The organism is Alkalilimnicola ehrlichii, from assembly GCF_003399765.1.
GTDB lineage: Bacteria > Pseudomonadota > Gammaproteobacteria > Nitrococcales > AK92 > AK92.
The window spans coordinates 184,536-197,528 of the sequence record NZ_NFZV01000006.1 but is presented as its reverse complement, the minus strand read 5'-3'; the positions used below and the strand labels follow the sequence as shown (position 1 = coordinate 197,528).

9 protein-coding genes and 3 pseudogenes are annotated in these 12,993 nt (G+C 58.4%); 8 read left to right on the top strand and 4 right to left on the bottom strand.

All coding sequences use genetic code 11. The annotated features are described in order from the left end of the window. The first annotated feature begins 120 nt into the window (after positions 1-120). Entirely contained in the window at positions 121-624 is a 504-nt protein-coding gene (locus tag CAI21_RS08210) for a c-type cytochrome (RefSeq protein ID WP_116301836.1), read from the top strand. A gap of 164 nt (positions 625-788) precedes the next feature. Continuing rightward, a complete protein-coding gene (locus tag CAI21_RS08205; RefSeq protein WP_258868049.1) occupies positions 789-2,528 on the top strand; it encodes a SulP family inorganic anion transporter in 1,740 nt (579 codons plus the stop codon). Between the two features lie 127 nt (positions 2,529-2,655). On the opposite strand, the gene CAI21_RS08200 is transcribed toward CAI21_RS08205, so the two are convergent. From CAI21_RS08200 to ubiK, 3 genes and pseudogenes are all read right to left on the bottom strand, one after another. Then, on the bottom strand, positions 2,656-3,273 hold the full coding sequence (locus CAI21_RS08200; RefSeq protein WP_116301834.1) for a TorF family putative porin: 618 nt from the start codon (positions 3,271-3,273) through the stop codon (positions 2,656-2,658). A 286-nt stretch (positions 3,274-3,559) separates the two neighbouring features. After that, positions 3,560-5,085 (bottom strand): annotated as a pseudogene (locus CAI21_RS08195) (YifB family Mg chelatase-like AAA ATPase). 59 nt (positions 5,086-5,144) lie between these two features. Then, positions 5,145-5,417 (bottom strand): ubiquinone biosynthesis accessory factor UbiK, encoded by a 273-nt coding sequence (gene ubiK, locus CAI21_RS08190; RefSeq protein WP_116301833.1) that lies wholly within the window; start codon positions 5,415-5,417, stop codon positions 5,145-5,147. A gap of 285 nt (positions 5,418-5,702) precedes the next feature. Between ubiK and CAI21_RS08185 the strand changes: the two are divergent. The 6 genes and pseudogenes from CAI21_RS08185 to CAI21_RS08160 all read left to right on the top strand — a co-directional run bounded on the left by CAI21_RS08185 (position 5,703) and on the right by CAI21_RS08160 (position 12,060). Then, positions 5,703-6,040, top strand: a pseudogene (locus tag CAI21_RS08185) (P-II family nitrogen regulator). A gap of 34 nt (positions 6,041-6,074) precedes the next feature. Continuing rightward, the gene (locus CAI21_RS08180) at positions 6,075-7,346 is read left to right on the top strand and encodes an ammonium transporter (RefSeq protein ID WP_116301832.1); all 1,272 of its coding nucleotides are present in this window, start codon (positions 6,075-6,077) and stop codon (positions 7,344-7,346) included. A 117-nt stretch (positions 7,347-7,463) separates the two neighbouring features. Further along, the gene (locus CAI21_RS08175) at positions 7,464-8,066 is read left to right on the top strand and encodes an ABC transporter ATP-binding protein (protein WP_116301831.1); all 603 of its coding nucleotides are present in this window, start codon (positions 7,464-7,466) and stop codon (positions 8,064-8,066) included. Next, positions 8,057-8,846: pseudogene (locus CAI21_RS08170) on the top strand (ABC transporter permease). Before CAI21_RS08175 ends, CAI21_RS08170 begins: the two are co-directional and overlap by 10 nt. Positions 8,847-8,944: 98 nt before the next feature. After that, entirely contained in the window at positions 8,945-11,551 is a 2,607-nt protein-coding gene (locus tag CAI21_RS08165; RefSeq protein ID WP_116301830.1) for a S8 family serine peptidase, read from the top strand. Between the two features lie 5 nt (positions 11,552-11,556). Beyond that, entirely contained in the window at positions 11,557-12,060 is a 504-nt protein-coding gene (locus CAI21_RS08160) for a protease complex subunit PrcB family protein (protein WP_116301829.1), read from the top strand. Between the two features lie 69 nt (positions 12,061-12,129). Here the strand turns inward: CAI21_RS08160 and speE are convergent, their stop codons facing one another. Next, the gene (gene speE, locus CAI21_RS08155) at positions 12,130-12,990 is read right to left on the bottom strand and encodes a polyamine aminopropyltransferase (protein WP_116301828.1); all 861 of its coding nucleotides are present in this window, start codon (positions 12,988-12,990) and stop codon (positions 12,130-12,132) included. Positions 12,991-12,993 lie beyond the last annotated feature (3 nt).

Sequence of the window (12,993 nt, the reverse complement as noted above, 5' to 3'; positions counted from 1 at the left end):
TCTGTAGTTTTCGCTCAATTGCTTTACGGCTATACTCTGGCCTCTCCGCCCGAAGAGGGTGTTGCCGGCCCTGCGTGGTCGCGCGCCGGCCTAATCCGCACATATTGATGGGGGCACACGGTGAGTCAGGATCAGGACAGAACATTTATCGTTACCTTTGTCGGCGTTATCGCCGTACTGGTGGTCGTTACGATTATTTTGATCGCCTTGGCGGTTATGACCCGGGGGCCGGGCCATATTGCCGAAGAGCGGGAAACCATCGAGTATCAGCGTGCAGAACGAAACCTGCAGCCGCCGGGTGCCGTTCGGTTGACCGGTGAGCCGATGCCCGAGCTTGCTGTGGCAGAACCGGAACCGGCAGCCGCCGACCTGACGCCGCAGGATATCAACCAAAACTACTGCATGTCCTGTCACGCCACCGGCGTCATGAATGCGCCGGTTACCGGCACCGAGGGCGATTGGACGGCGCGTTTGGGCGAGCGTGGTTTCGACGGTTTGGTGCAGAATGCGATCGACGGTATTGGCGCTATGCCCCCGCGTGGCGGTAACCCGCGTTTGAGCGACGACGAGATTCGCGAAACCGTCCGTTATATGCTGGAAGAGAGCGGCATTAGCGTTAACTAAAGCTGCCTCCGACTGTTATTGAAGAACCGGGCTCCTCCGTGAGGGGGAGCCCGTTTTTTTCTCACGCGTTGATCGGCCCATACTCCCTTAAATAGAGTGGTATCGGGATCTGTATACGGTTGGATGTATAACTAGATCCAGTAGCGTAAGGGGCTACCCTGACTGTGTCATCTCGCGTTCGACGATTGTTGCCGGTAACCGATTGGTTGTTGAACTACCGCCGGGCTTATTTGGCCGATGACGTGACGGCGGGGCTGATCACGGCAATTCTGTTGATACCGCAAGGTATGGCTTATGCCATGTTGGCGGGGTTGCCGCCGGAGGTCGGGCTTTATGCAAGTATATTGCCTCCGATTGTTTATGCGTTGCTCGGTACGAGTCGACCGCTATCGGTCGGTCCGGTATCGGTGGCAGCCTTGTTGGTTGCGAATGCTTTAAGCAACGTCGGTTTTACCCCCGGCGATCCGCAGTATCTTAACGATGCCTTATTACTTGCGGCCATGACGGGCGGTATTTTGCTGCTCATGGCGGTTCTTAAGCTCGGCGTGTTGGTTAATTTTCTTGGGCATCCGGTGCTGTCCGGTTTTACCAGCGGTGCAGCAGTGCTGATTATCATCAGCCAGTTGCCCCAGCTTACGGGCATTCCTCTGCCCGAGTCGGTTTCTAGCATAGAGGCCTTGGCCTTCTTTATGCTCGAACTTGGGCAGGCTCATGCGCCGACACTTGTCTTCGGGGTGCTCAGCGTTGCGGTGCTATTAACGCTGAAAACGCCTATCGGCTTCACTTTACGACGCCTCGGGGCGAGTGCGGGGGCCGCCGAACTTGCTAGTCGTACGGTGCCGTTAATAACGTTAACAATAGCGACCTTTAGCGCATGGGCTTTCGAGTTACCTGCCTTAGGGTTGGCGGTGGTTGGGCATATCCCGGCGGGCATGCCCAACCTGGGGCTAGGTTTTCTCGATGCGGAACGCGCTATCGATTTGCTGCCGGCAGCGATACTGATTGCTTTAATCGGGTATGTAGAAAGTGTTTCGGTTGCGAAAGTACTCGCTTATCGGCGGCGTCAACGGATTCGGAACAATCAAGAGTTGATAGCACTTGGCGGCGCCAACATCGCTGCTGCTGTCAGCGGCGGGATGCCGGTAGCGGGCGGATTCAGCCGTTCGATGGTCAACTACGCCGCCGGTGCGCGAACGCAGCTGGCGACTCTGGTTGCGGTTGTCGTGGTCGCGCTTGCCGCCATGTTCTTTACCCCGTTGTTTTACTATCTGCCCCAGACCGTACTGGCCGCTATTATTGTCGTTGCGGTGATGCCCCTGATCGATTGGCGCGGCCTGAAACGTACTTGGCGTTACGATAAAGCCGATGCCGCTGCGTTTCTGGCGACATTTTTTGGTGTGTTGGTCGTCGATATCGAAACGGGATTGATTCTGGGCGTAATGGTTGCGGTAGGTACTTTCCTTTGGCGCAGTAGTCGTCCGCATGTGGCCGAAGTTGGGCGGCTACCGGGCACGGAGCAGTTCCGTAACGTCTGCCGCCACGAGACGCAAACCTGGCCTAATCTGTTGCTGCTTCGGGTAGATCGGAGCCTGTTCTTTGCAAATATAAGCCATGTAGAGGATCTGGTGGCAGAAACGGCTGCCGAGCGGCCTGAACTGCAACATTTGGTATTGATCTGTAGTGCCGTCAACGCCATTGACCATAGCGCTGTGGAAAGCCTGGAACAGCTTGTCGAGAGTCTGCGCGAAGCCGGTGTGACGTTGCACTTGGCAGAGGTGAAAGGCCCTGTGTTGGATCGATTGCAGCGTAGCCACTTACTTGCACGTTTAAGGCCTGGGCGAGTCTTTCTGAGCGCCGAAGACGCCGTGAATACCCTCGATAGGGCTGCCGACGATAGTTCCTAACGGGCTGCTAGCAGCGAGGTCGACGCAGAGCGGTTTGCGGTTTCCCAGATCAGGAGCAAAAAATTGCCCGCGTCCTTGCGGGCAAAGAAAGGGGGAGACATAAAGCGAGGTTTTTCGTAATGCTCGTTTAGAAGTTCATGGACCAAGACACGGAAACGCGAGGGTCGTAGTCGTCGATATCGGTAGCATCCACGGCAAAGGTGAAATCGCCTTTGGCAAGGCTTAATTGGCCATGGGTATAATCGTCGCCTTCGTCGAACATGTAGTGGCCGACCAAGGCGCCGAGGCTGAAGCCGTCGAAGAGGTCGAAGGAAACGCCGCCATAGACGTAAACGTCTTCGTTATCCGGATCGAAGGCGATGCCGGCTTCGGCGATGTCGTAGCTGAAGCTGGCGTACACTTCGTAGAATTCGGCAGCGCTGTCGGTGGGGTAGCCGTAGTAGATGAAGCCGAGGTCATAGCCGAAGCCGCCCGCTTCGCCGGCAAAGCCTACATAGCCGTCCAATTCGTAGCTACCGCCGCCGCCGAGGCTGGAGGTCCAGGTGCCGACATACAGCCCGCTGGCATGCTCGTAATCCAACCCCCCAAAGACGGCGGCATCGTCGTTCGACTCGCTAACGCCGCGGAATAAGTAGTTGCTGGTAACGCCGATATTTGCGCTCAGTTCGGCCATGGCCGGTCCGCTGAACGCAGCGGTGCCCAGCAATGCGGCGGCGAGTAGCGACGGTCTAAATGCACGATTCATGTTATTGCTCCTACTGGACAGTTATCGTTCGATGTCCGCTATAGCATCAGTCGTGCCAGAACATTATTTAGTTGAAAGATCATGAAGATGTGGCGGTCTTAGCGGCGCTCTCGATGATGCGACGCACCATTAGGCACGGTGTCGCGCGACGTTTGCACCGCAGAGGTGCATCGTCGGCGATACCGTTCTTTGTAAGAGGGGCTGCCACTCGTTACCAACAGCGGCTTACCTCTCTCCTTAAGCGTTTTGTTTGCTGCCAGCGCTCCGGCGCGGACCTGCTTGGGGGCTAATAGGAGCGAGATTCCATGGCCGATGTCGGACTCATCGGGAGTCGACGGTAGCTGATCGCTTCGCTTAAGTGGTGTGCTCGGATAGGCTCGGAAGCGGCTAGATCGGCAATTGTACGAGCGACGCGTAGAATCCGGTGATATGCCCGAGCCGATAGCCGCAGTCGCTCGACGGCGGTGTCCAATAGCGTTTGTTCGGCCTCCCCTAAGCGGCACCATTCGTCAAGTGCTTTGCCTTGCAGGTGGCTGTTGCAGGCGCCGCCGCGGGCAAGTTGTCGTCCTCGCGCTGCAACGACCCGCTCACGTACCTGGGGGCTAAGCTCTTCGCTGCTTGCTTCTCGCAGTTGTTGGGGCGGGATGCGCGGCACTTCTACCAGCAGGTCGATACGATCCAGCAACGGCCCGGAGAGGCGGCCGCGATAACGCGCTATTTGTTCGGGCGTACAGCGGCACTCGCCGCCCGGGTCGCCGTAATAGCCGCAGGGGCAGGGGTTCATGGCCGCGAGCAATTGAAACTTGGCCGGGTATTCGATGCGCCCGGCAGCGCGCGATAGCGCTACCTGGCCGGTTTCCATAGGTTCGCGCAAGGCTTCGAGTGCTTGTCGAGAGAATTCGGGGAATTCGTCGAGAAACAGCACACCCTGGTGAGCCAAGGAAACCTCTCCTGGCCGAGGGCGACTACCGCCGCCTATGAGTGCTACGTGCGAAGCGCTATGGTGTGGGCTGCGAAAAGGCCGCTGCCCCCATTGCTTGGCGGAAAAGCCTATTTCGCTTACCGAGGCCACAGCCGCACTTTGCAGGGACTCGCTTTCCGTCATCGGTGGCAGAATACTGGGTAATCGGCTGGCAAGCATGCTTTTCCCGGTGCCGGGCGGTCCAACGAACAGGAGGTTGTGGCCGCCGGCGGCGGCAATCTCCAGTGCTCTTTTGGCGCCGCTTTGGCCTCGTACTTCACTGAGGCAGGGCGCTGTTGCGGGAGACTCGATAGCGTCCGGCGGCGAGGCTGGCGACAGGTGTTGTGTCCCAACGAGGTGGGCGCAAACCGCAAGCAAGTGCTCTGCCGGCAGACTGCCTCCCGGATACACTAACGCGGCTTCGGCCGCACAGCTCGGGGCAGTGATCAGTTGGCGTCCGCAGTGGCGGGTTTGAATCGCAATGGGTAGCGTGCCGCGAACTGGACGCAAGGCGCCGCTTAACGCCAGTTCGCCGACGAACTCGTAGGTATCCAAATCAGCTTTCAATTGACCGCTAGCGACGAGAATGCCCAGGGCGATGGGCAGGTCAAAACCGCCACCCTCTTTGGGAAGGTCGGCGGGGGCTAGATTGACGGTGATGCGGCGGGTGGGAAATTCGAAACCGCTATTGATTATCGCGCTTTTTACCCGATCCTTGCTCTCTCGACTGCCGCTTCCGGCAGTCCGACGATCGACAAGGCTGGCAGACCGTTAGCCAAATGGACTTCAATGGCAACTTCGGGCGCGTCGATACCCAGCGCGGCTCGGCTATGCACCAAAGCGAGCGTCATGTAATGCCTCTCCGTGGCGTGGACGATGGCGTCCTTTTTTACAGCATGATGATGTGTCTTTATTCGGCCGGTTTTTCCGCCGACTCCTTGCTCGTTGTGCCTTCTAACGCGGCGACGCGGGCTTCCAGCGTTTCTAATTGCGCCCGCGTGCGCGCCAGTACCTTGGCTTGGGCATCGAATTCTTCCCGAGTTACTAAGTCCATCCGCGACAGCATGTTTTGTAGTGCCGAGCGCATGTTTTTCTCTACTTCCTGCTGAAAATCGCGCAGGCCCGAAGGTAGGTTCTGCGCCAGTTTCCGAGCCATTTCATCGAGTTGTTTGGGGTCCAGCATTGCTTAAGTCCTTTACTTAAGTGGAGCTGCGCACTGTTCTGGTGCGAAGCCATATAAGGTTTTGTCCATATTGGTGCGGACGGTTTTTGTTTAGATGCATCCCTTTTAGCTAAGTCCTTGTAATTGAGAAAGAAACGTTAACTGGCACGGGAAATGCTCTTGCCTATGCCGAACACTCGGAGCGTGGCCCGTTGGCATCCGTATCCACGTACTCGAGCGAGTTCCGAGAAAAACCGCAGCCATGAGCAGCCGCAACGGCCGCTTCAGCGTATGGAGAAGAGAAGGATGAAGCTATTAACCGCGATCATCAAGCCATTCAAGCTGGATGATGTGCGCGAAGCGCTTTCCGAGATTGGGGTGCAGGGCATCACGGTAACGGAAGTTAAGGGCTTCGGGCGTCAGAAAGGGCATACCGAGCTTTACCGAGGAGCCGAGTATGTCGTTGATTTCCTGCCAAAATGAAAGTTGAGATTGCGTTGGACGATGCTCTGGTAGAGCGCGCGTGCGAGGCCATAAGGACGGCGGCCAATACAGGGAAAATCGGCGACGGCAAGATTTTCGTCTTCGATCTGCAAGAGGCCATCCGTATCCGTACCGGCGAATCCGGTAACGATGCGCTGTAGTCGTCTTTAGATGCCTTACTGGAGATAACTCCCAATGAATGAGATAACCGAAGTTGCAAGCCAAACGGCTCAAATCGCCTACAGCTTGAATACGTTCTATTTGCTGGTCTCGGGCGCGCTCGTGATGTGGATGGCGGCCGGCTTCACCATGCTGGAGTCGGGCTTGGTCCGATCCAAGAATACGGTTGAGATTCTCACCAAGAACATCGGGCTGTATTCCATCGCCTGTCTGATGTACATGCTGGTCGGTTATCAGATTATGTATGGCGGCTCGGACAGCTCCGTGATCCCTGGGCTAGGCTTTTTGATCGGTAGCGAAAATACGGTTGAAGAAATCGTCGCCGGCGGCGACGATGCGGCGGACTTTGCGAATCTGTCCGACTTCTTCTTTCAGGTGGTATTCGTCGCAACCGCGATGTCGATTGTCTCCGGTGCTGTTGCCGAGCGTATGAAACTGTGGGCGTTCTTTGGGTTCGCGGTTGTGATGACCGGGTTCATTTATCCCATCCAGGGCTACTGGAGCTGGGGCGAGGGTTTCCTCGACCAACTGGGTTATCTCGACTTCGCCGGTTCCGGTATCGTGCATCTGGCAGGCGCGGCTGCGGCTTTGGCGGCGGTACTGGTGCTTGGACCGCGGAAAGGTAAGTACGGCCCGAACGGTGAGATTCGACCGATTCCGGGTGCTAATCTCCCCTTGGCAACGCTGGGTACCTTCATCCTCTGGATGGGTTGGTTCGGCTTTAACGGCGGCTCGGAGCTGAAGGTCTCCGACGTCGAGTCCGCCAACGCGGTTGCGTTGGTGTTTGCCAACACGAACCTGGCGGCTGCCGGCGGTGTGGTTGCGGCGCTGCTGGCTTCGCGCGCACTGTTCGGAAAGGCGGATCTCACCATGGTGCTCAACGGCGCGTTGGCCGGTCTGGTGGCTATTACTGCGGCGCCGGATACCCCGAGTCCGTTGTTGGCTTCGGTCATCGGCGCGATCGGCGGCGTTCTAGTGGTCTGCTCGATCATCGCGCTGGATAAGCTCAAAATCGACGATCCGGTCGGTGCGATCTCGGTCCACGGTGTGGTCGGTATCTGGGGCGTACTGGCCGTATTGTTGTCCAACGACCAGGCGACCGTGTTCGCTCAGTTGGCCGGTATCGTTGCCATCTTCGGCTTCGTATTCCTGACCAGCCTTGTCGTATGGCTTGCCCTTAAGGCCCTGGTCGGTATCCGGGCGTCGGAAGAAGACGAGTCCAACGGCCTCGATCTGGCTGAGTGCGGTATGGAAGCTTATCCGGAGTTCCAGAGCAAATCTGCTTAAGATAGCGATAGAACACTGCTTGGTAACGGGCGCTGCGGCGCCCGTTTTCTATTCTGGGCGACCATTTGTGTCCTCGTCTGCCATAATCGCGCTTTTCTGGCATCTTGTCGGGCGACGATGGCTACCGAAGTTCTTCGTTTGAATCAGTTCGATTGCGGCATTCTCAAACCGCTAGATCTCGTTATTCACGAGCGGGAGTGCGTGTGCTTAAGCGGTGCGTCCGGCTCCGGCAAGAGCCGCTTGTTGCGGGCGATTGCGGATCTGGACCCGCATGGCGGCGAGGCGGTGTTACGCGGACACGCTCAGTCGGCGATTCCCGCACCTCAGTGGCGCCGCCGAGTAGCGCTATTACCTGCCGAGAGCCAGTGGTGGGCGGAAACCGTGGGCGAGCATTTGCCTAAGGCTCCGGCCGCTGCCGATTTACGTGCATTGGACCTTCCTGCGGAGGCAACGAGTTGGAACGTTGCTCGTTTGTCCTCGGGCGAAAAACAGCGTTTGGCACTGCTACGAGTGGTCAGCCTGTCCCCGGAAGTCCTATTGCTCGATGAGCCGACGGCCAATCTGGATAGCGACAATGCGGCTCGGGTTGAGCGGTGGTTGCTGCGCTTGGTGCGTGAACAGCGGCTCGCGGCGCTCTGGGTAAGCCATGACCCTGCCCAGATCGAGCGGGTTGCCGACGCGCGGTTGCGGATTCGTGAGGGGGAAGCGCAATGGAGCTGATCTCTCTTAGTATTGGATCCTTGAGCTTGGCCGCCGGGCTGGTGGTGCTCTTGGCGCTAAGCACGTATTGGGCCGGCTTGGCAGTCGAGCGTTCATTGCTGATAGCGGCGGTGCGCGCAGCTGTGCAGTTGGCGCTGATCGGCTTAGTGCTAGAGGCCTTGTTCGCGGTACGGACCTTGCCGTGGATCGTGCTGATGGCGTCGTTTATGTTGCTGGTGGCCGGGCGCGAGGTTATCGCACGCCAGCAACGACGCTTAGCGGGCTGGTGGGGGTTCGCGATCGGGACGCTCGCGATGTTTATTTCCTCGTTTACCGTAACGGTGTTGGCGTTGACGGTGATGATTCAGGCCGAGCCTTGGTATCAACCGCAATATGCCATTCCGCTGCTCGGGATGTTATTGGGAAATACCATGAACGGCGTTGCGCTCGGGCTTGATCGGTTGACGGAAGGCGCTTATCAGCAGCGCCAGCTTATCGAAGCTCGCTTAATGCTAGGTGCCGGTTGGCAGGAAGCGATAGGCGATATCATGCGCAATAGCATGCGTTCGGCGATGATTCCGATGATTAACGGCATGGCGGCCGCGGCGTGGTGAGCCTGCCTGGCATGATGACCGGGCAGATTCTCGCTGGTAGTCCACCGATGGAGGCGGTGAAGTACCAGATCCTGGTTTTTTCCTCATTACCGTCGGGACCGGTTTCGGTAGCCTGGCAGCGGTTCGTTTGGGGGCTCGGCGTTTGTTCGATCATCGACATCGCTTGCGGCTGGAGCGTCTGCGATAGGCGGGCGCGTTATCGCGGAATTTGTGGGGTAATCGGTAGCCGTTACGTGCTTCTCCTTCTTAGACTGCCGAGTGTCGAGTTTTAAAGCCGGAGAAGACGTGAAGACACATGCGCGCAGTTACCGAAGCTGGTTCATTGCGCTTCTGCTGGCAACGTTGGCCGGTTGCGGGGGGAATGGCCCTGAGTCCGACGCCTTTGGCGCTTCCAATGCCGAGCCGCGCTATAGCATTAGCGGCTCGATAAGCGTAGCTGCCGATACAGCGGTCGATAGCGACGTCAATAATCCGGCCGCACCCAACCTTCCCAACGATCATGCCGAACAAGCCCAGTCGCTTGCGGGTGTCTCGCTAATCGGCGGCTTTGCGACGGCCGAGCCAACGGCTCGCGACGGCGATTATTTCGCTGCCATGGCCGATCCGCGCGATGTCTATCGTCTTCCCTTGGTGGCCGGCCAAACGGTGTGGCTGGAAGTGGCGGCGCGAAGCGCCGGAGCCGACGAGGTCGACTTCGGGCTTTATTTATACGCGGTGGGAGAGCATGAAGCGCCGTTGGCCGCGTCTCGTAGCCTTGCTGCGGTAGAGAGTTTACGGGTTCCCTCGGGACTCGATACCGGTGAATACGATGTGGTGGTTAAGGCTCATGCCGGAGCCAGCAATTACATTCTTGAATTGGGGCCTGCCGAGCAAGCGCTGCCGAATAGCCTAGCGGTTAGCGACGAGGCGTTCGTTCCCGGCGATCTCATCGTGGTATTCAACGACGAGTCCGAGCCCGCTGTTAGCCGGCAAGCGCGCGCGCCGGGGGAGCGTGCCGCTGAGTTAGGGTTGCTCCATCGGCGGGGCGCGCGCGGTCAGGCACAGTTGCTTGGTCTAGGGCACGGCTTGCAGCGTCAAGCGGCTCTACAGCAGTTGGGTGTCGACTTGCCGCCGAGCATGACGCGAGCGCTGAACCGGCTTGACGAGCAAGCGCGTGCACGAGAGGAAACGAAACTTGCCGTACAGGCTTTACGCCAGCGAGACGATGTCCGCTATGCCGATCTTAATTATCTTCGACGCCCGGCGTTTGCGCCGAACGATCCCTTCTTCGAGCGACAATGGCATTATCGACAAATCGATTTGCCGGGGGCGTGGTCGGTAACGACTGGGGATTCTGCGGTGGTTGTGGCGGTGGTCGATACGGGGGTTTACCTCGCTCACCCCGATCTCAGCCCTAATTTACTCGATTCCGGGTATAACTTCGTACGAGAAGAAGGCATCGGCCCTAATCCGGACGATCCCGGTGGGGCGGGGCGGCGGGGGAGTTTCCACGGTACACACGTCGCCGGTACGGTGGCTGCGGCATCGGATAATGGGGAGGGCGTTGCAGGTGTTGCGTGGCGTGCCGGTTTGCTGCCGATTCGAGTTTGCGGCGAGCAGGGTTGCAGCAGTTACGATCTGATGCAGGGCGTGCGTTATGCGGCGGGTCTGAGCAACGATTCCGGCACGGTGCCGCCGCAGCCGGCGGATATTATCAATATCAGCTTAGGCGGTTCGGGTTTTAGCGGCGCCGAACAAGCCTTGTACGACAAAGTACGCAGCCAAGGTATTTTTGTCGTCGCCTCGGCCGGCAACGGAAATACCAGCGCGCCCACCTATCCGGCTGCGTATTCCAGTGTGCTGTCGGTGGGTGCTGTCGATGCCCGTAAACAGCGGGCGCCGTATTCGAATTACGGTACGTACGTCGACTTGGTTGCGCCGGGCGGCAATATGAGGCGGGACGATACCGGCAGCGGCGAGCCGGATGGGGTGTTGAGTACGGTGGCGGTACAGCACAACGGGGAGCGTACAGCAGGCTATGGCTTCGCGCAGGGAACGTCGATGGCAGCCCCCCACGTTGCGGGGGTGATCGCGCTGATGAAGGCTGTCTACCCCGATTTGACGCCGGGCGAGTTCGAACACTGGTTGCAAGCGGGGCGCGTGACCGAGGATCTTGGAATGCCGGGTTGGGATAACGAATTTGGCTGGGGGCTGATTAATGCGCGGCAAGCGGTATTGCACGCCCAGTCGGCCGCCGGCGGTCAGCCGTTGCCGGCATCGTTGAGCGTTGCCCCGCGTATACTCGATTTCGGTGTGGCGAATAGCTTGCAGTATTTGGCATTAACGCTGAATGACGAAGAAGATCGCATCACGGAAGTCGTTGCCGAGGCGGATTGGCTGCACGTTGAACCGGCGGCGGTCGATCAACACGGGAGCGGTCGTTACCGTGTCACTGTCTTGCGTGAGAATCTTGCTCCTGGCAGTTATTATGGAGCGATCCGGATCGTTACCTCCGCTGAAGAGCAAGTCGATATTCCAGTGCTTATGCAACGCGTTGCTAGCCGCGGCGAAGCGGGTATCTTTTATGTAGTGCTGGTCGATGCCGACAGCGGGCGGGTTGTGGATTCGGTACAGGCGGAGTATCGGGACGGTGCTTATCGCTATAGTTTCGAAGGCGTACCGGCCGGGCGTTACCAGGTGTACGCGGGCACCGATAACGACAACGACCGCTATATTTGCGGCTTAGGTGAGGCCTGTGGGGCCTATCCCTCTCTTAGCAAACCGGAAACCGTTCCGGTTGATGGCAACCGGGATGGTCTCGATTTTGCGGCTACGTATCGCCGGCCGTCGCAGCACTCGCTGAATGCCGCCGATGTCGAGCCGATAGGTATAGGGCGAAGGAAAACGGATTAATCGATATGAAGAAATTGGTTGCAGGTTTATCGCTTGGGCTATTAGCGGCGTGTGGCGGTACGGTTGAGGAAGAGCGCCAAGACGAGCGCTTGTCGGTCAGCCAATTATATTTAGGTAGTCTCTGCGGCGGCGAGCAGCACGATCCGCGTGTGCGTTACTTGGATCGGGAAGAAGCTTGGCAGCAAGTCGTAGAGGCGGCGGGGAAACACGAGGTCGGGGGCGAGGCAGCCGAGCCGCCGCAGATTGACTTTAACGATACGGCGGTGCTTTGGGTTGAAATGGGCGAGAAGCGCACCGGCGGTTATTGGGTGGAGCTGGGCGCGGACACTATGACTGTGGTCGACGGCGTTGCCGAAGTACGCGTGAACTGGCACACCCCTGAACCCGATGCGATGTTAACGCAAGCCATTACCAGCCCTTGTCTGGCGGTTGCCGTGCCGCAGGGCGACTACGAGACGGTCCGGGTCGTTGATTTAGAGGGGCAGATAAGAGCGGAAGTGGACCTCTGAGCATCGCTCGGTACCGGCAAAGCCGTGGCGGGCTTTGCCGGTTGTATAAGCTTTTGCGCGGTGGCTTGTTTATTGGTCGCTAAACAGCTCTTTGCAGAACTCGGGTGCCGCCAGGGCGCCTTGATGGATGCCGGCGTTGTAGTAGTGGGTACGGAACGGTTTGGCTTCCGCATCGGCGCGGCGAAATTGCGTAATATCGCCGCTTTTGCCGGCCATGGTGGCCGACCACCAACCCGACGGATAGCTGCAAACCGGAAATTGCATCGTCACTACTTGGGTAAAGCCCGCGCCCCGCATTACGCCGTGCAGCTCCTTGAGGATGCTGTCGCGGTGCAGGATGGGGGATTCGCTTTGCTGTACCAATAGCCCGTCGTCTCCCAAGATCCGGTGCACATCGCGCATGAACGCTTCGCCGAATAAACCTTCCGCCGGGCCGACCGGGTCGGTGCTGTCGACAATGACCACATCGACGGAGCCGTCGGCGGCATCTTTTACATACTGCACGCCGTCGTCGAACAGTAGCGTCGCTCGTGGGTCGTCGTTGGATTCGCACAGTTCCGGAAAGAATTGTTGGGCGGCACGCGTTACGCCTTCGTCGATGTCCACTTGCACGGCTTGTTCGACGCCAGGGTGCTTGAGCACTTCCCGCAACATGCCGCAGTCGCCGCCGCCGATGATAAGCACCCGCTTCGGGTTAGGATGCGTGAACAAGGCCGGGTGGCTCATCATTTCGTGATAGGTGAAGTTATCCCGACTGGTGAGCATCACGCAGCCGTCGATCACCAGCAACTTGCCCCAATGAGTGCTTTGATACACTTCTATGTGCTGAAACGGGGTTTGCTCTTCGTGCAGCTTCTCGGTTACCTGGAGGGAAAAGGCTACCCCTTCGTCGGTATAAGCCTCACTCCACCAACGGTTGTCCAGCGTCATCGC